At 69.5% G+C, this 20,249-nt stretch carries 20 protein-coding genes; 8 read left to right on the top strand and 12 right to left on the bottom strand.

Annotated features, from left to right (window positions below; all coding sequences use genetic code 11):
- From Q8M82_RS01690 to Q8M82_RS01670, 5 genes are all read left to right on the top strand, one after another.
- A partial coding sequence (locus Q8M82_RS01690; RefSeq protein WP_305689655.1) for a copper resistance D family protein occupies positions 1 to 1,020 on the top strand: 1,020 nt, incomplete at its 5' end.
- A gap of 32 nt (positions 1,021 to 1,052) precedes the next feature.
- Positions 1,053 to 1,526 (top strand): copper chaperone PCu(A)C, encoded by a 474-nt coding sequence (locus Q8M82_RS01685; RefSeq protein WP_305689654.1) that lies wholly within the window; start codon positions 1,053 to 1,055, stop codon positions 1,524 to 1,526.
- Positions 1,527 to 1,546: 20 nt separating this feature from the next.
- Positions 1,547 to 2,662 (top strand): ABC transporter substrate-binding protein, encoded by a 1,116-nt coding sequence (locus tag Q8M82_RS01680; protein WP_305689653.1) that lies wholly within the window; start codon positions 1,547 to 1,549, stop codon positions 2,660 to 2,662.
- A complete protein-coding gene (locus Q8M82_RS01675; protein WP_305689652.1) occupies positions 2,659 to 3,699 on the top strand; it encodes a FecCD family ABC transporter permease in 1,041 nt (346 codons plus the stop codon). The genes Q8M82_RS01680 and Q8M82_RS01675 overlap by 4 nt, the downstream gene beginning before the upstream one ends.
- Positions 3,696 to 4,451, top strand: a complete 756-nt coding sequence (locus Q8M82_RS01670; RefSeq protein WP_305689651.1) for an ABC transporter ATP-binding protein — start codon at positions 3,696 to 3,698, stop codon at positions 4,449 to 4,451. The genes Q8M82_RS01675 and Q8M82_RS01670 overlap by 4 nt, the downstream gene beginning before the upstream one ends.
- Before the next feature lie 27 nt (positions 4,452 to 4,478).
- On the opposite strand, the gene Q8M82_RS01665 is transcribed toward Q8M82_RS01670, so the two are convergent.
- The 3 genes from Q8M82_RS01665 to Q8M82_RS01655 form a co-directional block, all read right to left on the bottom strand.
- The gene (locus Q8M82_RS01665; RefSeq protein WP_305689650.1) at positions 4,479 to 5,495 is read right to left on the bottom strand and encodes an amino acid ABC transporter substrate-binding protein; all 1,017 of its coding nucleotides are present in this window, start codon (positions 5,493 to 5,495) and stop codon (positions 4,479 to 4,481) included.
- A gap of 131 nt (positions 5,496 to 5,626) precedes the next feature.
- Positions 5,627 to 6,811: a cystathionine beta-lyase gene (gene metC, locus Q8M82_RS01660; RefSeq protein WP_305689649.1), complete on the bottom strand. Its 1,185-nt coding sequence runs from the start codon at positions 6,809 to 6,811 to the stop codon at positions 5,627 to 5,629.
- A 109-nt stretch (positions 6,812 to 6,920) separates the two neighbouring features.
- Positions 6,921 to 7,799, bottom strand: a complete 879-nt coding sequence (locus tag Q8M82_RS01655; RefSeq protein ID WP_305689648.1) for a LysR substrate-binding domain-containing protein — start codon at positions 7,797 to 7,799, stop codon at positions 6,921 to 6,923.
- Positions 7,800 to 7,958: 159 nt separating this feature from the next.
- On the opposite strand from Q8M82_RS01655, the gene Q8M82_RS01650 reads away from it, so the two are divergent.
- From Q8M82_RS01650 to Q8M82_RS01640, 3 genes are read left to right on the top strand one after another with little or no spacing between them, the layout of a single operon-like run.
- A complete protein-coding gene (locus Q8M82_RS01650) occupies positions 7,959 to 9,005 on the top strand; it encodes an ABC transporter ATP-binding protein (protein WP_371126200.1) in 1,047 nt (348 codons plus the stop codon).
- Positions 9,005 to 9,988, top strand: a complete 984-nt coding sequence (locus Q8M82_RS01645) for an ABC transporter ATP-binding protein (protein ID WP_305689647.1) — start codon at positions 9,005 to 9,007, stop codon at positions 9,986 to 9,988. The genes Q8M82_RS01650 and Q8M82_RS01645 overlap by 1 nt, the downstream gene beginning before the upstream one ends.
- Before the next feature lie 37 nt (positions 9,989 to 10,025).
- Positions 10,026 to 11,501 carry an alkaline phosphatase family protein gene (locus Q8M82_RS01640; RefSeq protein WP_305689646.1) on the top strand — a complete coding sequence of 492 codons (1,476 nt, stop codon included), beginning with the start codon at positions 10,026 to 10,028 and terminating at the stop codon, positions 11,499 to 11,501.
- Positions 11,502 to 11,552: 51 nt separating this feature from the next.
- Here the strand turns inward: Q8M82_RS01640 and Q8M82_RS01635 are convergent, their stop codons facing one another.
- The 9 genes from Q8M82_RS01635 to Q8M82_RS01595 all read right to left on the bottom strand — a co-directional run bounded on the left by Q8M82_RS01635 (position 11,553) and on the right by Q8M82_RS01595 (position 20,222).
- Complete coding sequence (locus Q8M82_RS01635) at positions 11,553 to 13,115, bottom strand: ABC transporter substrate-binding protein (protein ID WP_305689645.1); 1,563 nt, start codon at positions 13,113 to 13,115, stop codon at positions 11,553 to 11,555.
- A 67-nt stretch (positions 13,116 to 13,182) separates the two neighbouring features.
- Entirely contained in the window at positions 13,183 to 13,950 is a 768-nt protein-coding gene (locus Q8M82_RS01630) for a glycerophosphodiester phosphodiesterase (RefSeq protein ID WP_305689644.1), read from the bottom strand.
- A 2-nt stretch (positions 13,951 to 13,952) separates the two neighbouring features.
- Positions 13,953 to 14,834: an ABC transporter permease gene (locus tag Q8M82_RS01625; RefSeq protein ID WP_305689643.1), complete on the bottom strand. Its 882-nt coding sequence runs from the start codon at positions 14,832 to 14,834 to the stop codon at positions 13,953 to 13,955.
- The gene (locus Q8M82_RS01620) at positions 14,834 to 15,775 is read right to left on the bottom strand and encodes an ABC transporter permease (RefSeq protein WP_305689642.1); all 942 of its coding nucleotides are present in this window, start codon (positions 15,773 to 15,775) and stop codon (positions 14,834 to 14,836) included. The genes Q8M82_RS01625 and Q8M82_RS01620 overlap by 1 nt, the downstream gene beginning before the upstream one ends.
- Before the next feature lie 84 nt (positions 15,776 to 15,859).
- Positions 15,860 to 16,624 carry a sulfur oxidation c-type cytochrome SoxA gene (gene soxA / locus Q8M82_RS01615; protein ID WP_305689641.1) on the bottom strand — a complete coding sequence of 255 codons (765 nt, stop codon included), beginning with the start codon at positions 16,622 to 16,624 and terminating at the stop codon, positions 15,860 to 15,862.
- Between the two features lie 149 nt (positions 16,625 to 16,773).
- Entirely contained in the window at positions 16,774 to 17,097 is a 324-nt protein-coding gene (gene soxZ / locus Q8M82_RS01610) for a thiosulfate oxidation carrier complex protein SoxZ (protein ID WP_305689640.1), read from the bottom strand.
- An 11-nt stretch (positions 17,098 to 17,108) separates the two neighbouring features.
- Positions 17,109 to 17,603 carry a thiosulfate oxidation carrier protein SoxY gene (locus Q8M82_RS01605; RefSeq protein ID WP_305689639.1) on the bottom strand — a complete coding sequence of 165 codons (495 nt, stop codon included), beginning with the start codon at positions 17,601 to 17,603 and terminating at the stop codon, positions 17,109 to 17,111.
- On the bottom strand, positions 17,566 to 18,012 hold the full coding sequence (gene soxX / locus Q8M82_RS01600; protein ID WP_305689638.1) for a sulfur oxidation c-type cytochrome SoxX: 447 nt from the start codon (positions 18,010 to 18,012) through the stop codon (positions 17,566 to 17,568). The genes Q8M82_RS01605 and soxX overlap by 38 nt, the downstream gene beginning before the upstream one ends.
- A gap of 11 nt (positions 18,013 to 18,023) precedes the next feature.
- Positions 18,024 to 20,222 carry a xanthine dehydrogenase family protein molybdopterin-binding subunit gene (locus Q8M82_RS01595; RefSeq protein ID WP_305689637.1) on the bottom strand — a complete coding sequence of 733 codons (2,199 nt, stop codon included), beginning with the start codon at positions 20,220 to 20,222 and terminating at the stop codon, positions 18,024 to 18,026.
- Positions 20,223 to 20,249 lie beyond the last annotated feature (27 nt).

Genomic DNA, 20,249 nt, shown 5'->3' with positions numbered 1-20,249 from the left:
CTGGTGGCGCAGGGGCTGGACGCACTCGGGGCGGACCTCAAGGCGGTCTTCCAGCCAGCGGTCTGGCGCGCGGCGCTGGGCACCAGCCTGGCATCGATGCTGGCGATCGCCGCAGGCGCGCTGGCGAGCGGCCTCCTGGCGCTGCGGCTGACGGGCCTCGCCACCAGGATAGCCGGCCTGTTCGGCGTCGGTCTGGCGGGGCTCGCGCTGGCGTCGAGCGGCCATGCCAGCGCGGCCAACCCGCAAGCCCTGATGCGACCAGCGGTGTTCCTGCACGCGGCCGGCATCGCGCTGTGGGCCGGCGCCCTGCTGCCGCTGATCCAGGCCATCCGACAGCCCGACGCGGCCGCGACGCTGCGGCGCTTCTCCGCGCGCATCGCCGCCATCGTCGCAGTGCTGCTCGGCAGCGGGCTCGTGCTCGCGGTGGTGCAGGTCGAGCGGCCCGCCGCGCTGATCGAGACGAATTACGGCCGCGTGCTGCTGGCCAAGCTCGGGCTGGTCGCGCTCGTGCTGGGGCTCGCCGCATTCAACCGCTGGCGGCTGACGTCACGGATCGAAGCCGGGCGGCCGGCCGCAGCCAGCGCCCTGGCACGCATCATCGCCGTCGAGTTCATGTTGATGCTCGCGATCTTCGGGACGGCGGCACTCTGGCGTTTCACCCCGCCGCCGCGCGCGCTCGCCATCGCGGCCGCGCAGCCGGCGAACCTTCATATCCACACGCTCACCGCGATGGCCGACGTCACGCTCACGCCGGGGCGCGCAGGACCGGTCGCGGTGGCGATCATGCTGATGAACGGCGAGTTCGGCCCGCTGCCGGCGAGGGAACTGACCCTCTCCTTCGCCAACCCCGCCGCCGGCATCGAGGCGATCGAACGCCCGGCGATGCGCGGCGCAGATGGTGTCTGGCGGATCGACGATCTCAGCCTGCCGCGCCCCGGCCGCTGGAGCGTCGAGCTCGCCATCCTGATCTCGGATTTCGAGATGATCCGCCTCACCGAGACGGTCGAGATCCGGCCGTGACCCATACGCCTTCAAACCCAAGGAGAACCCGGATGAACAAGCCCGTGCACTACCTCGCCGCCGCGATGCTCACCCTGACCAGCGTCGTCGCGCTCGCCCATGACTATACGCTCGGCGCACTCAAGATCGACCATCCCTGGACGCGCGCGACGCCCGGCGGCGCCAAGGTGGCCGGCGGCTATCTGACGATCCAGAACGGCGGCAGCGCGTCAGACCGGCTGCTGGGTGGCTCGTCGGAAATCGCCGGCCGCGTCGAGATCCACGAGATGGCGGTGAAGGACGGCATCATGACGATGCGGCCGCTGGACAAGGGGCTCGAGGTCAAGCCCGGCGAGAAGGCCGAGCTGAAGCCCGGCGGCTTCCACATCATGTTCATGGATCTGAAGCGCCCGCTGAAGGAGGGCGAGCGCGTCAAGGGCACGCTGCAGTTCGAGAAGGCCGGCACGGTCGCCGTCGAGTTCACCGTTCAGGCCGTCGGCGCCCGCGACACCGGCCACAAGCACTGAAGCGAGAAAGGCGACACCACATGCGTTTCTCGCTCAAATCGCTCATGGCCGGCGCGGCCCTGCTGGCCTCATCGCTGTCGGCGCTCGCCGCCCCCACCGAGATCACCGACGCGCTCGGCCGCAAGGTCACGGTCGATCTGCCGGTCAAGCGCGTCGCGGTGAACTTCAATTTCGAGGAGTTCACCGCGGTCGCCGGCGTCGAAGGTTGGCAGAAGGTCGTCGGCATCTCGCGCGCGCCCTGGGAAGGCTGGCGGCCGGTGATCTTCAACCGCTACAAGGCGGTGATCCCCAACCTCGCCGCGATGCCCGATATCGGCCACAGCGACGACAACAGCTTCAGTGCCGAGAAGGTCATCGGGCTGAAGCCCGACGTGCTGCTGATGTCGGAATGGGGCTACAAGGCGCTCTCGACGCAGATCCAGCAGATCGAGGGCGCCGGCATCCCCGTCGTCATCATCGACTACAACGCCCAGCTGCTGGAGCGCCATCTCGCCTCGACGCGCGCACTCGGCAAGGTGATGGGGACGGAAGGCCGGGCCGAAGGTCTCGCTGGCCTCTATGAGCGGCAGTACAACGACGTGCTCGCCCGCGTCGCGAAGGCCAAGGCGGCCGGCGCCCCGACGAAGAAAGTCTATGTCGAGCTCGGCCAGGCCGGGGCCGAGACGATCGGCAACACCTACAACAATACGATGTGGGGCAAGATCATCACCACGCTGGGTGCCGAAAACATCGCCACCGGCAAGATCCCCGGCCCCTGGGGACCGCTCAACGCGGAAGCCGTGATCGCCGAGAACCCGGACCTGATCCTGATGGCATCGTCCTCCTGGGTGAACCGGCCCAAGGCGGTGCGCACCGGCTACGACATCGCGGAGACGGAGACCCGCGCCAGCCTGAAGCCCTATGCGGAGCGTCCCGGCTGGGCGAATCTGAAGGCGATCAAAGCCGGCGACATCAACGCCATCGAGCACGGGCTCGCCCGCACGCTCTACGACTTCGTGGCGATGCAATACATCGGCAAGCGGCTCTATCCGGAGCAGTTCGCCGATGTCGATCCGGTGGCGTCTTTCAAGGCCTATCACGAGCAATATCTGCCGATCTCCTTCAGCGGCACCTGGATGCTGCCGCTGAAGCCATGACAGCGCTCTCCCTCACCGCGACCTATGCCGCGATGGGGGCGCGGCGCGCGGCCGTGCTGGTTTTCGGCTGCGTCGCCATCCTGGTCAGCCTCGTGCTCGACGTCGCGACCGGGCCGGCCTTCCTGCCGGTCGCGGCGGTGGCGAAGTCGGTGTTCGGGCTGGCGCAGGACCGCACGGTCGACGCCATCGTCTGGTCGATCCGCCTGCCGATCGCTTTCGTCGCGCTCGTGGTGGGGGCGGCGCTGGGGCTGTCCGGTGCGATCATGCAGACCATCCTGAACAACCCGCTGGCGTCGAGCTATACGCTCGGCGTCTCCGCCGGAGCCGGCTTCGGCGCGGCGCTCGTCATCGTGCTGGGCGTTGCCATGCCGGTGCCGGAGGCCTGGGGCATCCCGCTGATGGCCTTCCTCTTCGCCGGCATCGCCTGCGCGGGAGTCTACGGCATCGGCCAGGCGCGGGAATCCTCGCCCGAGATGCTGGTGCTGGCGGGCATCGCGCTGCTCTTCCTGTTCCAGGCTCTATTGGCGCTGCTGCAGTTCGTCGCCTCGCCCGAAGCGCTGCAGCAGATCGTGTTCTGGCTCTTCGGCTCGCTGCAGAAGGCGAGCTGGAGCAAGCTCTGGATCATAACGGTCGTGCTCGTCGCCTGCATCCCCGTCCTCGTCGCCGATGTCTGGCGGCTCACCGCGCTGAAGCTCGGTGACGAGCGGGCGCGGGGACTGGGCGTCGACGTCCGGCGCCTACGGCTGCGCTCCTTCGTGCTGATCTCGGCGCTCACCGGTGTGGCGGTCGCCTTCGTCGGCACGATCGGGTTCGTCGGGCTGGTGGCGCCGCATATCGCGCGGATGCTCGTCGGCGAGGACCAGCGCAGCTTCCTGCCGGCCTCGGCGCTGTATGGGGCGCTGCTGCTTTCGCTCGCCTCGATCGCCAGCAAGACCGTTCTGCCCGGCGCGATCGTGCCGATCGGCATCGTCACCTCGCTGATCGGCGTGCCCTTCTTCGTCTGGCTGATCCTGCGCAACCGGAGGGCCTTCTGGTGAAGCTGACCGTCGAAGGGCTGAGCGTCCGCTACGGCGTAACGCAGGCGATCGAGGCGGTGGATGTCGCCGCGCATCCCGGCGAGGTGCTCGCCGTCATCGGCCCCAACGGCTCGGGCAAATCCTCGCTGGTCAAGGCCGTCGCAGGGCTGGTGGCGCATGCGGGCGTGGTCAGGTTCGACGGCTCGCCCCTGCGGCCGGAGCGGATCGGCTACATGCCGCAGGACATCGGCGCCCGTGCCGCGCTGACCGTGCTGGAGGCTGTGCTGCTCGGGCGTCTCGGGCGTCTGGGCCTGCGGGTACGTCCGGAGGATCTCGCCGCGGTCGAAGCGGTTCTGGGCGAACTCGATCTGATGCCGCTGGCCTCGCGCTATCTCGGCGAACTCAGCGGCGGCCAGCGTCAGCTCGTTTTCCTGGCGCAGGCACTGGCATCCGAGCCGTCGCTGCTCCTGCTCGACGAGCCGATCAGCGCGCTCGACATCCGCCACCAGCTCGAGGTGATGGAGATCGTGCTGCGCATGACCCGCGCGCGGGGCCTCACCACGCTCGTGATCCTGCACGACCTCAACATCGCCGCGCGCTTCGCCGATCGGGTGCTGGTGATGCGCGCAGGCCGCACCGCCTGCTGCGGCCGGCCCGAGGCGGTGATCGACGCCGCGATGGTCGCCTCCATCTTCGGCGTCGAGGCGACCTTCTCCTCCGATCCGCAGGGGCGCCTGATCGTCACGCCGCTACGGGCGCTCGCGGCGGCGTGACATCGCTGCCGCGAGCGCTGGCCGGCCTCAGCGGAAGGGCGGGCTGTATTGCAGGCCGCCATTGGTCCAGAGCGCATTGGGGCCGCGGGCGAGCTTCAGCCGCGACTGGCTGCCCAGATAACGCTCGAAGGATTCACCGTAATTGCCGACGGTGGCGATGATGCGGACGACCCAGTCGTTGCTCACGCCCATCGCCTCGCCGAACTTGCCGTCGAGCCCGAGGAAGCGGCGGATCTCGGGATTGGCCGATCGGGTCATCTCGCGGACATTGGCCTGGGTCACGCCCAGCTCCTCGGCATTGACGAGCGCCGCCACCGTCCAGCGAACGAGGTTGAACCAGCCCTCGTCGCCGGTGCGGACCCAGGGACCCAGCGGCTCCTTGGAGATCACCTCCGGCAGGACGTCATAGGCGTCGGGGTCCTGCAGCTTGAGCTTCACCGCCGCCAGCGCGGAGATATCGGTCGTATAGGCGTCGCAGCGCCCGGCCTCATAGGCCTTCAGCGCCTCCTCCGATGTCGAGAACGCGGCAGGCTCGTATTTCATGCCGAGCTTGCGGAAATAGTCGGCGAGGTTGAGTTCGCTCGTGGTGCCCTGCGCCACACAGACCGAGGCGCCGTCGAGCTTGGTGGCGCTGGTCACGCCGAGCTTCTTGGCGACCATGAAGCCCTGACCGTCATAGTAGTTCACCGCGGTGAAGGTGACGCCCTGGCCGAGATTGCGCGACAGCGTCCAGGTCGTGGTGCGCGGCAGGACGTCGATCTCGCCGCCCTGCAGCGCGATCAGCCGGTCCTTGGAGGTCAGCGGCACGAACTTGGCCTTGTCCTGATCGTTGAAGATGGCAACCGCCAGCGCCCGGCAGATGTCGATGTCGAAGCCGTTCCAGCGCCCCGCCGCATCCTGGATCGAGAAGCCGGCGACGCCGGGGCTGGTGCCGCAGATGATGTGGCCACGTTCCTTGATCTTGGCGAGCGTCGGGCCCGTCTGCGCCGTGGCAGGCAAGGTGGCGGCCGCCAAGGCGGCCACACCGAGAATCCATTGCTTCATCGTCTTTCCCCTTGTCGTTGTTGGTGGATATCGGACGCAGCTCTCCCCGCGCGGCGGATGCGTTGCCCGCCGCGTCGTCGAATCCGGAACGTCGTCTTCTCTTTCGTCTGGCGGCTGCGGCCTCGCGCGCGTCAGGCCGCCGCGGCTCCGGCCCGGCCTTCCAGCGCGACCAGCAGCGCGTCGAGGTCGTTCCAGAGATCGTCCTCGTCCTCGAGGCCGATGCTGATGCGCAACACGGTGCCCTCCGGCTTCCAGGGCACCACGCTGCGGTCGCCCTTCACCGCCATCGGCGCGATCAGGCTGCGCGTGCCGCCCCAGGAGGCTCCGATGGCGAAGACCTTGAGCGCCGTCAGCGCGGCCTCCAGCACCTCCTCCGCCACCGGCTTCAGCACGAGGCTGAACACGCCCGAGGAGCGGCCCATGTCGCGCCGCCAGTGCTCGTGGCCGGGGCAGGAGGGCAGCGCCGGGTGCAGCACGGTCTCGACCGCCGGCGAATGCGCCAGGCGCTTGGCGAAATCCTCCGAAACCCGGCCCATATGCGCGACGCGCAGCCCCATCGTCTCGATGCCGCGCAAGGCGAGCTGGCATTCGTCGGGCGAGACGCCGACGCCATAGCCCCGCAGCAGCTCCTTGAGCTTCTGGCGCAGGCCCATGTCCGCCACGGTGATCGAGCCGAGCAGCAGGTCGGAATGGCCGCCGACATATTTGGTCAGCGCCTCGCAGGCGAAATCGGCGCCATGAGCCAGCGGCTTGAAAATCAGCGGCGTCGCCCAGGTGTTGTCGCAGCCGACGAGACGGCCCTTGGCCTTGGCGGCCTTCACGATGGCGGGCACGTCCTGCACCTCCATCGTGCCGGAACCCGGCGACTCGACCCAGACCAGCTTGGTGGCGTCGTCGATGAGATCGACGATGGCGGCCCCGATCAGCGGATCGTAGACGCCGTAATCGATGCCGCGCGGCTTCAGGTAGTCCTGGCAGAAGCTGCGCACCGGCGGATAGACATGGTCGGGGATCAGCACCTTGTCGCCCGGCATCAGCACGGCGAGCATGACCATGGTCACAGCCGCCTGGCCCGACGGCACCAGCACGGTGCGGACACCGCCATGCAGCGCGGTGAGCTGTGCCTCCAGCGTGCGGGTCGTCGGGGTGCCGTGCAGCCCGTAGGTGTAGCCGTCGAAGCCGCGATATTTGCGCGCCGCGAAGCTTGCCGCGTCCTTGTAGACGATGGTCGAGGCGCGGTGCGTCGGCACGGCGAGCGAGGCATAGCCCTCCTCGTTGACGGCCGGGTGGTGAACGCAGCGGGTCAGGTCATGCATGGAAATCCCTCTCTGGGACTCATGCGTAAGCCATCCGCCCGGCGCCGCAATCAGGCGCGAGGCATGACATGATGCCTGGTTGTTATGGCTTTTCCGTCGGTCGCGTGCTTTAGCGCTCTGCCATCAGGCAATCGATGAAATCGCGCACCAGCTGCGATTTCGGCCGATCGGCGGGCAGCAGCAGAACGCTCTTGCTGTGCACCGCAGGCTCGAAAGGCCGCAGCACGATCCGCGATTGATCGAAGCCCGCGATCGCATAGGGGCTGACCAGGCCGACGCCGACCCCTTCCGAAATCAGCGCGAAGACGGTGGCGGCATAGATCGTTTCGACGACGATGCGCGGCGGCAGTGCTCCCGCCTCGGCGATGGCGAGGTCGAGCCGCTGGCGGGCCCTGTCCTCCGGCACATAAGCGACAAAATCAAGGCCTGCGAGATCATGGGGCGTGATGACCGCCCGCTCCGCGAGCGGATGCCCGGCGGGGATCGCAAAGAGCGCGCGCGGCGCGACGAAGGGCTGATGAAGGAGGCCGCTGACATCGACCTCGTCGGCAGCCAGGCCGAGATCGAACTCGCCGGCGGCGACGCCGTTGCGGACGTCGCGCGAGGGCAGCACCATCAGCGTCACCGCCGTGTCGGGGCGCCGGTCGCGGAAGCGCCTGACGGCTCGCGGAACGAGCGAAGCCCCCAGCGCCGAGAGCGAGGCGACCCGGATCTGGCCGGCGCCATGGTCACGGATGCGGGCCGCGGCCGAGCGGATCTTGTCCATGCCGCGGAAGGCGGCCTGAACCTCCTCATAAAGCAGGCGCCCTTCCGGCGTCGGCACGATGCGGTTGCGCACCCGGTCGAAGAGCAGAAAACCGACGGAGGTCTCGAGATCGGCGATGGTGCGGCTGACACCGGGCTGGGTGACGCCGAGCAGTTCGGCAGCCCGCGAGATCGTGCCGGCCTTCATGACGGCAACAAAAGTCTCGATCTGGCGGCTGTTCACGGCGGCGGTGCTCCGGCTCGTCCGCTGGCGCGGCGGGCACAAGGCAAATCACAGCCCGCGCTGCGCCGCAAATGCGAGAGGCCGCTGTCACGAGACGGTCATCGACGCGGCGGTATCTGCCGCGCCATGACAGTTCTTCCGTCAACGCTTCATTCGCCCGTGCCGTCGCGCGCCCCGGACGGTTCCGGCCCGCTGCTGGAGTTGCGGGACTATTCCGTCACCTTCGAAGGACGGGACGGGCCGCTGCCGGTCGTGCGCGGCATCGACCTGTCGCTCGCAGCGGGAGAGGCGCTCGGCATCGTCGGCGAATCCGGCTGCGGCAAGAGCGTGACCTGGCTCGCGGCGCTGCGCCTGCTCGGGCGCGGTGTCGCGACACGCGGCGCGGTGAGGCTGCAGGGCGCCGATCTCACGCGCCTGAGCGAGCGCGAGATCGCCCGCATCCGCGGCGGGCAGATCGGCCTGATCTTCCAGGACCCGACCAGTTCGCTCAACCCGGTGCAGCGGATCGGTACGCAGCTATCTGAGGTGCTGGCGCTGCATCGCGGCCTGCGCGGCCGGGCGGCACAGGCCGAGGCGCTACGCCTGCTCGGCCGCGTCGGCATCGCCGATGCGCCGCGCCGGCTACGGCAATATCCGCACGAATTCTCCGGCGGCATGAACCAGCGCGTGATGATCGCGCTCGCTCTGGCCGGCGAACCCGAGCTGCTGGTCGCGGACGAGCCGACGACCGCGCTCGACGCGACGATCCAGGCCCAGATTCTTGACCTGATCCGCGACATCCGCGCCCAGACCGGCATGGGGCTGGTGCTGATCTCGCACGATCTCGGCGTGGTTGCCGATCTCTGCGACCGTGTGGCGGTGATGTATGCCGGCCGCATCGTCGAGACCGCGCCGACGGCGGAATTGCTGTCGCGGCCACGCCACCCCTATACGCGCGGCCTGCTCGCGGCCCTGCCGACACTCGCCGGTCCGCGCCTGCGGCTGACGCCGATCCCCGGCACCGTGCCTTCGCCCGAGGCCATGCCGCAAGGCTGCGCCTTCGCGCCGCGTTGCCCGATCGCAGCCGAAGCCTGCCGCAGCGAGGTGCCGGCGCTGACCTATGCCGGGCAGGACCGCCGGGCGGCCTGCCTGCGGCTGGCGGAGACGGCGCAGCCCGACGCGGCGCTCCCGCCACCCGCCGCCTCTGCCCTGGCCGGGGCCCTGTGATGAGCGTGCTGCTGGAGGTCCGGGATCTCGCCCGCCATTACCCGGTGGCGCTGTCGGGCGGCAGCCGCCGGCTGCTGCACGCGGTGGACGGGGTGAGCTTCTCGCTCCCGGCCGGGCGGACGCTTGGCATCGTCGGCGAGTCCGGCTGCGGCAAGTCGACCACCGCCAAGCTCGTTCTCGGCCTGCTGCCGGCGACGTGCGGCACGATCCGCTTCGAGGGCGAGGCCGTCGGCGCGCAGCGCGACCGGGCCTGGAGGGCGCTGCGGCGGCGCATGCAGATGGTGCATCAGGACCCGCTCGCCGCGCTCGACCGGCGCCTGCGCGTCGGCGAGCAGGTCGTCGAGCCGCTGGCGATCCACGCGCTGGAGGCGAACGCCGCCGCCCGGCGCGAGAAGGCCCTGGCGCTGTTCGAAGCGGTGGGGCTGCGCCGCGACCTGTTCGCCCGCTATCCGCACGAGCTCTCGGGCGGGCAGCGGCAGCGTGTGGTTCTCGCCCGCGCCCTGGTGCTGAATCCGGGCCTGCTGGTCTGCGACGAGCCGATCTCGGCGCTCGACGTCTCCGTCGCGGCGCAGGTCATCAACCTGCTGCAGGACCTCCAGGCCCGCTTCGGCACGGCCTATCTCTTCATCAGCCACGATCTCAAGGTTGTCCGGCAGATCGCCGACGAGGTCGCGGTGATGTATCTCGGCAAGATCGTCGAGCAGGGCCTGCCCGAGGCGCTGTTTCACGCCCCGGCACATCCCTATACCCAGGCGCTCGTCTCGGCGGTTCCGACGGCGTTGCGCGGAACACGCGAGCGCATCATCCTGCCGGGCGATCCGCCGAATCCGGTGGACCGGCCGGCCGGCTGCGCCTTCCATCCGCGCTGCCCGCGCGCCGTCACCCGCTGCCGGGAGGAGGAACCCGCCCTGCGTCCGAGCGCCGATGGCCGGCTCACGGCCTGCCACCTCGTTCCCGCCTCTGCCGTCGCGGCGGCCGCCTGACCGCCCCCTTCTTCATCCCGCCGGAAGCTCCCTGCCCATGGACCATCACGATACCCCCCTTGCCGACCGCGTCGTCGTCGCGGTCTTCGACGGGCTTCGCCCCGACATGCTGAGCCGGGAACTGACCCCGAACCTGCTGCGGCTGGCCGCGCGCGGCACCTGGTTCCGCCAGGCGCGCAGTGTCTTTCCCTCGGTGACGCGCGTCGCCACCACCTCGATCGCCACCGGCGCGCCTCCCGGCGTCCACGGCATCGTCGGCAACGCCTTCCATCATCGCGAGGCAATCCCCGAGCGCATCTTCGACACCAGCGACGCAGCGATGCTGCGCCGTGCGGAGGCCCATCACGACGGGCGGCTGGTCGATGTCGAGACGATGGGCGACCGGCTGGCCAAGGCCGGCAAGCGGTTGGCCGTCGTCCATGTCGGCTCGCCCGGTTCGGCCCATTTCATCAACTCCCGCGCCCGCGCCAATGGCCACTGGACCTTCTCCGTCCATGGCGCTGATGCAACCCAGACGCCGGAGGCGGTCGAACAGGCGCTGGCGCTGCTCGGCCCGCTGCCGCCGCGAGAGATGCCGCGGCTTTCCGAGCTCGCCTATGGCGGCCGGCTGATGAGCGAGCATGTGCTGCCCGTTCTGGCGCCCGATGTCGCGCTGATCTGGTTCAACGAGCCGGACACCACCTTCCATTACCGGGGCCTCGGCTCTGCCGAGGCGAAGGCGGGGCTGAAGGAAGCCGACCGCGCCTTCGGGACCATCCTCGACTGGGTCGAGGCGCAGCCGGATGCGGAGCGCATCGCCGTGATCGCGGCCTCCGACCACGGCCAGATCTCGACGGGCTCGGTCGAGCCCCTGTTCGACGCCGCCGTCGCCGCTGGCTTCAGCCTGAGCGCGGCGAAGGAAATCGGCGAGGCCGATCTGACCGCGACGGGCGGGGTGAGCGGCGAGATCCGCCTGCGCGATCCCGCGGACCGTGCGACGATCGCCCGCATCGCCGCCTGGCTGATGGAGCAGCCCGCCATCGGCCATGTCCTGTCGGCCGATCGCAACGGCGTCGAGGGCCAGGTCGAGGGGACGCTGTCGCTCGGCCTGATGGGCGCCGGCCATGCGCGCCAGCCGGAGCTGATGTTCATCCTGAAATCGGGTCTGCAGGCGGATCCCTACGGCCTGCCGGGCCTGGGCGCGATGACGCCCGGCGACGTGCCGCTCGGCGGTGGCATGCATGGCGGCATCAACCCGCATGAGCTCAACACGGTGCTGATCCTCGCCCGGGGCAATGCCGCCGAGTCCGGCGCGCTGTCGCCGGAGCCGGCCGGCATCATCGACATCGCCCCGACGGTGCTGGGCCTGCTCGGGGTGGCATCGGCGCCGACCATGGTCGGCCGCAATCTGGCGCGCCCGTCGCGCGCCGAGGCCCGGATCGAGCGCCACGCGGCCGGAACGGGCGCTTTCAGCCAGACGGTCGAGATCGTCGAGCAGGACGGCCGCCGCTTCATTCTCGGCGGCGGGCAGTGACGGCGACCGGGCGGCCCCGCGGCCGCCTGGCCTCGTTCGGACGGACGACGCTCAGCCCTTGGCGAAGGCCAGGTTGTCCGGCCGCAGATCCATGAAATAGAAGGTGGTCGGCCGCCAGGCGATCGAGCGCTTGATCGCGTAGGCCTCGCTCGGCTGGTAGAGGATCGTGGCCGGCGCCTCGTCCTCGAAGACGTCGAGCATCTGCGTGAACAGGGCCTTGCGGCGAGCCGGGTCGGTCTCGGCCTCGAGCGCGGTGCCGGCGGCGTTGAAGGCCGCGGTCGAAGTCCAGAACTTCGAGACCTGGATCTCGCCGGCCGGGCCCCAGGCCACCCAGATCGCGCCGAGCGGATCGGGCAGGCGCGTCGAGTTCGACCAGTTGAAGATCTGGACGCCCGGTCCGCGCATCTGGGCCGAGTTCTCGACGACCTGCAGCGAGGCGTTGATGCCGACCGCCTTCCACTGCTCGACCAGGATCTGCGCGGCCTCGAGCGCATTGGTGTAGTAGTTCGCCATGGTGCGGTAGACGATCGGCTCGCCCTTGTAGCCGGCTTCCTGCAACAGCGCCTTGGCCCGGGCCGGGTCGTGGACGAGATTGCGGCCCTCGACGAACATCTGGCCGTATTCGGGATAGTTGTGGCCGGCCGGCACCTGCGCCGTGCCCTGCCAGAGCGTGTCGACCAGCTTCTGACGATCGATCGCGAAGGACAGCGCCTGGCGGATGCGCTTGTCGGCCAGCACCTTGTCCTGCTGGTTGAAGGCCAGCACATGGACATTGGCCAGCACGACGGAGCGGACGTCGATATCCTTGTAGGCGCCGACGACGCTCATCTGGTCCGGCGGGATGTTGGTGATCAGGTCGTAGTCGCCGGCGACGAGACCGGCGACGCGCGCCGCGAGTTCCGGCACGCGCCGGAAGGTGACGCGCCGCGCCGTTGGCTTGCCCATGAAGTAGTCGTCGAAGGCCTCCAGCACGGTCGCCTCGGCGGCAGCATGCGAGACGACGCGGTAGGGACCCGTCGCGATCGGCTTGCGCGAATAGGCCTCGAAGCCCATGGCCTCATAGGCGCGCTTGTTGACGATCCAGGCACACCAGGAGGCGAGGCGCTGCTCAAGCAGCACGTCGGGCGCCTTCGTCTTGAAGCGGACGGAGTAGCGGTCGACTGGCTCGACGCTTGCGAGGATGCCGAAATAGGCGCGACCGCCGGGGATCTGCGCCTTGTCACCCCAGAGGCGGCCGTCGCGAAAGGTGTAGGCGACGTCCTCCGAGGTCAGCTCGTCGCCATTATGGAACTTCACGCCCTGGCGCAGAGTCACCACCAGTTCCTGCGGCGAGACCCGCTCCCATTTGGTCGCCAGATGCGGCTTCAGCTCCGAGCCACCGCCATCGGCAGCGGCGAGGAAGTCGCGCCGGATCAGCGTGTCGAAAATCGAGTAGGTGACGCGGGTGCCGACATTGGAAAGCTCGCGCGCCGGCTCGAGCGTGGCAGGCAGGTCGGCGACGGCGACGGTGAAGTTCGGGCGGCTTTCGGCCTGCGCGAAGGCGAGCGGCGTGCCGGCGAGCACCGGAGCGGCGGCGGCGGCCTCAAGGAAGCGGCGGCGGGAAATCAGCGTCATGACGGTCCTCGACAAAGGCATTGTGCGGGCCGGCCGACAGCCCGCCCCGCGATGGCGCTGACTTGCCTCAGCTTGACGACAGGCCGGTGACAGGCCGCGCGTCGAGGAGCAGGCGCGGATCGTCGAGCATCACTGCGTCGGGACCGAGTGCCAGAACCCGTGCGATGCCCTGGGCATCGATGGCGCCGACGCCGAAGGGCGGATAGCCGGCTTGCGGAACGGTCCGCGGCTGGCCGACCATGACCGCGGCCTGCAGCCCCGCCGCCTGGGCCGCAGCAATGCGCTGCCGGCTGGCCTGCCCCTGCCAGAGCCGCAACCAGTCTGCGCCGGCGGCTCGGGCATCCCCCGCCCCGTCGGGATCGGGCAGCAGGCCGAGGATCGCTATATCGGGGTCGAGAACACGCGCCGCCGCGACCGTGGCCAAGTCGCGCAGCCCGAGGACGGCGCGCCCTTTCGCCCCGCCCTCGCCGAGCGCCGCGAGAACGTCCGGCAGGATCTTCGGATCGGCCAGTTTCACGTCGAGCAGGAGCCCGAGCGGCGCCGAGGCCGCGATCGCTTGCGCCAGCGTCATCAGGCTAGGCACGAGGCGTTTCAGCGTCGCGAGATCGGTTTCGGCGACGCGGCGCGGATCTCCGGCGAGGCGCAGCAGGTCGTCGTCGTGCAGGCAGACGAGCGCGCCGTCGGCGCTCAGGCGCAGGTCGGTCTCGACCCAGTCGGCGCCGAGCGCGGCCGAGCGGGCAAAAGCCGCGGCGGTGTTCTCGGCTGCGAGCAGGGCCCCGCCGCGATGGGCGATGGCGAGCGGCCGGGCGGGCGGGCCGGTGACGGGAGACGGCATGGTCAGTTCCGTTGCGTGGTGGGGTCGAAGCGGTCGCGCAGCCAGTCGCCGAACAGGCTCATCGAGAGCGTGGTCAGGAAAATGGCGAGACCGGGAAAGACCGCGATCCACCAGGCGTTCAGGAGATAGCGGCGCCCCTCCCCCAGCATCAGGCCGAGCGAGGTCTCGGGCGGCTGGACGCCGAGTCCGAGAAAGGACAGCGAGGTTTCGAGCAGGATCGTGCCCGGGAAGTTCAGCGTCGCCTGGACGACCAGAGCCGCGACGATGTTGGGCAGGAGATGGCCGAGCATGACCCGCGCCGTCGAGGCGCCCAGCCCCTCGACGGCGTTGATGTAGTCGCTCTCCTGCTCAGAGACGACGAGACCGCGGGCGAGGCGCGTGTAGCGGTCCCAGCCGTCGATGCTCACCAGCACGATGAAGAGCAGGATGTTGTTGCCGAAGAAGGCGAGCATGGTTAGCGCCAGGAACAGCGCCGGGATCGCGGCCTGCGCATCCACCGCCATCATGATCGTCTGATCGACGAGGCCGCGGCAGCGTGCCGCGACGAAGCCGAGCAGCGTGCCGAAGACGGCGCCGATCAGGGTCCCGGCGACTGCGATCAGGATCGAAGTCCGGATCGCGAAGATAAGCCGGCTCAGGATATCGCGCCCAAGTTGGTCCGTCCCCAGCCAATGGGTGACGCCGCCGCTCTCGAACAGCGGTGGCTTGAGCCGGGCGGCGAGGTTCTGCGTGGTGTAGTGCAGAGGTGCCAGCCAGTCGGCGAGCAGCGCCACGCCGACCACCGCCACCAGGAAACCGGCCGAGAGCCTGACGACCGGCGACATGCCCCGGCCGTGACGACGCGGCGGTGCCGCAGGCGCCGGCAGCGTATCGAGGCTCGTCATCAGGCCGGTCTCCCCGAGCCGCGCGCGAACCCGCCGAGGCGTGGATCGATCAGGATATGCAGGATGTCGACGAGCAGATTGGCAGCGACCATGATCACGGTGACGGTCAGGATCACCGCCTGCACCACGGCGAGATCGCGCGTCGAGACCGAGTCCACCAGCAGCCGGCCGATGCCCGGCCAGGCGAAGATCGTCTCGACAACGGCGCTGCCGGCCAGGATGCCGCCGATCTCGATGCCGAGGAACATCAGGAGGGGCACCGCCGCATTGGGCAGGGCGTGGCGCAGGATCACCGCGAGCGGCATCACGCCCCGGCCACGGGCCGCGCGGATGAAGGGCTTGCCCAGCACCTCCAGCGTCGAGGTCCGGGCAAAGCGCGCCAGCCGTCCCGCCAGCGGAAGAGCCAGCGTGACCACCGGCAGCACGAGGTGCCAGGCCGTCTCCGAGCCCGCCGACGGCAGCACGCGCAGCTTCAGCGCAAACAGCAGGATCAACAGGATGCCGAGGAAGAAGATCGGGATCGCATAGCCGAAGACGGCCGACGCCATGGCGAGCCGGTCGATGGCGCTGTTGTGGCGAAGCGCCGCGAGCACGCCGAGCGGCAGGCCGATCAGCAAGGCCAGCAGCAGGGCCGAACCGCCGAGCAGGACGGTCTTGGGCAGCGCCTCGCGCACGGCCTCGAAGGCGGGGCGGTCGTCCCCGAACGACAGGCCGAAATCGCCCCGGGCGACGGCAGCGAGATAGCGCAGATATTGCTCGATCAGCGGCCGGTCGAGCCCCCAGAGCTCACGGTAATAGGAGCGAACATCCGGCGGCGTGTCGATCGAGAGCATGATGTCGGCCGGGTCGCCGGCCAGCCGCAGCGCGATGAAGACCGCGGAGACGCAGATCAGGACGGTGACGAAGGCACGCGCGGCGCGAAAGGCCAGGAATTGCAGCATCGACCGAGGGAACCCGCTGAACCGGAGAGGTCCGCGCTTGTGGCGGCGGGTTCATGACATGCCGATGACGCGCAGCCCTCTCGCTTACCGGCGCATCGCCGGCGTTTCGACGGGAAGCCCCGTGGCGCGAGAGGCGAGATAGAGTTCCAGCGCGAGGTATTCGGGCCCGCCTGCCTCGAACTGCGTCGCGCGCACGCCGAGCGAGCAGGCCCGCAGGCGCCGGTGCAGCGAGCCGACATCGTTCCATTCCAGCCGATAGGCGGGGTAGCCCGTTCCGGCGCCGTGGCTGATCGTGTCGCCGCGCAGCTTCTGGCCGACGAGCCCGTCATGGCATTGCTGACAGGACAGGTTAAGCTGGCCTTGCCTTCGCTCGAAGAAGGCCTTGCCGGCCTCGTAGAAGGGCTGCGCCGGCCCGTCGGTACGGACCTGCATCGGCAGGCCGCGCGAGAGCGAGGCGAGATAGGCAGTCAGCGAAAGCAGTTCCGGCGTCTCGTAGCCGAAGGCGGGCTGGCCCTGCCGCTCGACCCGGCACTGCTCGATGCGCCCCTCGAGGTTCAGCAACCGGCCCGCGGCGGCGTCGATCTGCGGGTAACGCGTCGCGGCGCTGCGCAGGCTCTGCTGCGGCTGCGCATGGCAGCCGATGCAGGCCTGCCCCTCCCCGGCCGGCTTGCGGGTGAACAGCTCGCGTCCCTGCTCGACCCAGAAGAAGCCGGGATTGCGCGTCTCGTCCGCCTGCTGCCGGCGCAGTTCGGGGGAGAGGAAGTCGGAGCCGGATCTGATCTCGGCGAGGACGCCGGATGTCTGGAGAATGAGACAGGCGAGCGCGACCACGAAGCCGATCGCTGCCAAACCACGCGGGTCATCCCGGGCGACCGAAGGGAGACCCGGGATCCATTCCGGAACGCCTGCTCGGAAAGGGTCAGGAATGGATCCCGGATCTCCGCTGCGCTGCGTCCGGGATGACTGGCGGTGAAGCACGATCGGAACCGCTCACCGCCTCACGTCACGGTCAGCCGGGCGGTGCGGGTGTAGGTCGCGCCGCCGTCCTCGCGCCATTCGAAGACGATGTCGCCGGTCTCCACCGCCCGCGTCGTGAAGGAGACGAAGGGGTTGGCCGAGACGCCGGTGTGCATGTCGAAGCGGAAGATCGGCTCGCCGGCATAGGTCGCGGTGAGCCGGTTCAGGATCTTGCGCGGCACGGTGCCGCCCTTGCCGTCGGATTGGCCGCCGCGGTCCATCGGGTGACGGGTGAGAACCCTGATCTCGACGATCTCGCCGGCCTTCGCCTGGGCGGGCACAGTGATGCGGGCGTTGAAGCTCATGGTCGGTCTCCTCAGCCGCCGTCGATGCAGGCGCTCAGCGTCACGACGATGTCGGCATCCGTCATGACGAAGCGGCCGTCGCTCAGCGAAGCCAGCGCCACGACCTTCTGGGATTGCGCGATCCGCAGCGTGGTCGCGACCTCGGCGCGGCCGGCGCGCGGGCCGAGATGGAAGCGCGCCATGTCCGGAAACGGGTTCTTCTCGGCGATGAGATGAATCCAGCGGACATGGTCGGCTTCCGTCATCGGGCTGTCGACGACGATTCGGGTGTCGACGGAATTGCCGTTCTCGGCGAGCGCCGGGATCTCGAGCCTGATGCGCGCACGCTCGGGCACGGCGCCTTCGGTGACGCGGGCAACGAGACCGGCGAGATCGGGCGGCGTGTCGGCAAAGGCCGGCAGCGCGAGTCCGGTGGCGACCAGACCGGCCGCCGTGCCTGCCAACAGGCTGCGGCGGTGGATCCCCCTGTCATTCCGCGCGGAGCGTGGCGAGATAGCTGACGACATCCTCGATCTCCTGGGCCGAGAGGGCCGGCTTGCCCCGGAAGGACGGGGCGACATCCTGCAGATTGTCCGTCCGGAAATAGGGCGGCATCACGGTCTGCGGGTTCAAAAGCGAGGCATCGACGAGCCGCAGCCGGATCTGGCCGGCGTCGAGCCGCGCGCCGACGCCGGCGAGCGGCGGGCCGATCGAGCCCTGGAAGGGCTCGGAGGGGTCCGCGCCCTGGTGGCAGATCAGGCAGTTGCCCCGCTCGCGGTCGCGCACCAGGGCCTCGCCGCGCCGGACATCGCCATCGAGGCCGCCAAGCGGCGCGGGGATCGCGTCGCCGACGACTGCGAAGGGTTCGAGCGCCATGGCGGGCGACATCACCGGCAGAGCCAGCAATGCTGCGCCCAACCCGATCCGCGCCCGCATGCCGGCTGGTCTCACGCCTTCTTCAGGTCGGCGTTCTTGAGCGGCAGGTTGCGGATGCGCTTGCCCGTGGCGGCGAAGATCGCGTTCAGCACGGCGGGCGCCGCGACCGCGATCGTCGGCTCGCCGACGCCGCCCCAGAAGCCGCCCGACGGCACGAGCACGGTCTCGACCGCGGGCATCGCCTCCAGCCGCATCACCTCATAGGTGTCGAAGTTCTCCTGCTCGACGCGCCCGCCCTTGATGGTGATCTCGCCATAGAGCGCCGCCGAAAGCCCATAGACGAAGGAGCCCTCGATCTGGCGCTCGACCTGCGCCGGGTTGACGACATGGCCCGGATCGGTCGCTGCGACGATGCGGTGGATCTTGAGCTTGCCGTCGTCGCTGACCGAGACCTCGGCGACCGCCGCGACATAGGCGCCGAAGCCCATGGTCTGGCAGATGCCGCGGAAGACGCCGGCGGGCAGCGGCTTGCCCCAGCCCGCTTTCTCGGCCGCAGCATTGAGCACGGCGAGATGCTTGGGGTGGTTCTTCATCAGGGCCCGGCGGAACTCGAGCGGGTCCTTGCCCGCCGCGTTCGCGAGTTCGTCGATGAAGGATTCGAGATAGATCGCGTTCTGGTTGAGGTTGACGCCGCGCCAGAAGCCCGGCGGCACATGCGGGTTGCGCATGGCGTGGTCGATCAGCAGGTTCGGGATGGTGTAGCCGATCGACGCTTCCGGCCCGGGCGGGTTGAGGCCCTGGAAAACGACCGGATCCCGCCCGTTCTGGATGTTCTGCGGGAAGATGCCGGCGACGATCGACTGGCCGGAGATGCGCATGTGCAGGCCGGTGAGGTTGCCATCCTTGTCGAGGGCGCCGGTCAGCTTGCACTGCGTCAGCGGGTGGAATCGGCCATGCAGCATGTCCTCCTCGCGCGACCAGATCAGCTTCACCGGCGTGCCGGGGATCTGCTTGGCGATAGCGACGACCTGGCGGACCCAGTCATGAACGGCGCCGCGCCGGCCGAAGCCGCCGCCGAGGTCGATCTTGTAGGCCTCGCATTTCGCGATCGGCAGGCCCGAGGCCTCCGCCGCCGCGGCGAGCGCCGCCTCGCCGTTCTGCGTCGGGGTCCAGACCTCGCATTTCTCGGGCGTGTAGAGCGCGGTCGCGTTCATCGTCTCCATGCAGGCATGGTTCTGGAACGGGTAGGAATAGACCGCCTCGATCGTGCGCGCGGCGCTGGCGATCGCCGCCTTGACGTCGCCGTTCTGGTTGCCGACCACGGCCTCGGGCACGTCCAGCCCCTCCTTCAGCCAGGCGGCGAGGCTCTCGCTGGAGACATTGGTGTGCGGCCCCTCGTCCCAGACGATCGGCAGCGCGTCGAGCGCGGTCTTGGCCTGCCACCAGGTGTCGGCCACGACCGTCACCGCGCTGTCGCCGACGGGAAGCACATGCTTCACGCCCGGCATGTCCTTGATCTTGGCGGCGTCGAAGCTCTTCACCTTGCCGCCGAAGACGGGGCAATCCTTGATCGCGGCGTTGAGCATGCCGGGCAGCTTGAAGTCCATGCCGTAGATCTTGGCGCCGGTGGTCTTGTCGGCGGTGTCGAGCCTCGCCAGCGGTTTGCCGGCGATGATCCAGTCCTTCGGATCTTTCAGCGCGACATCCTTGGGCGCCTCGAGCTTGGCGGCCGCAGCCGCGACCTGGCCGTAGCGTAGCGACCGGCCGGAGGCCTTGTGGGTAATCACGCTCTTCTCGGCGGTGCATTCGGCGGCCGGCACCTTCCACTCATTGGCCGCCGCCTGGATCAGCATGGTGCGGGCGGCGGCGCCGCCCTTGCGGACATATTCATGCGATTCGCGGATGCCGCGGCTGCCGCCGGTCGAGAAATTGCCCCAGATGCGGTTGCGGGCGACGTTCTGGCCCGGCGTCGGATACTCGGTCGTGACCTTCGCCCAGTCGCAGTTCAGCTCCTCGGCGACGAGCTGGGCGAGACCGGTCAAGGTGCCCTGCCCCATCTCGGAGCGGGCGATGCGGATCACCACCTTGTCGTCGGGATGAATCACGACCCAGGCGTTGATCTCGGGCACGGCGCCTTGCGCCTGCGCCTCGCCGAAGGGGATCGTGAAGCCGAAGCTGAAGGCGCCGGCCGCGGCGGCGGAGCCGGCGAGCAGGCTGCGGCGGGAGAGCGCCGGGCCGGTGGAAGGCTGGTTGGCAGAGAGGGTCGTCATGTCGTCCTCCGGATCAGGTTGGCACGA

Source organism: Allobosea sp. (genome assembly GCF_030694325.1).
In the GTDB taxonomy this organism is placed as follows: Bacteria; Pseudomonadota; Alphaproteobacteria; order Rhizobiales; family Beijerinckiaceae; genus Allobosea.
Note: the sequence above shows the minus strand (reverse complement) of the source record. Positions and strands in the feature narration are given on the sequence as shown.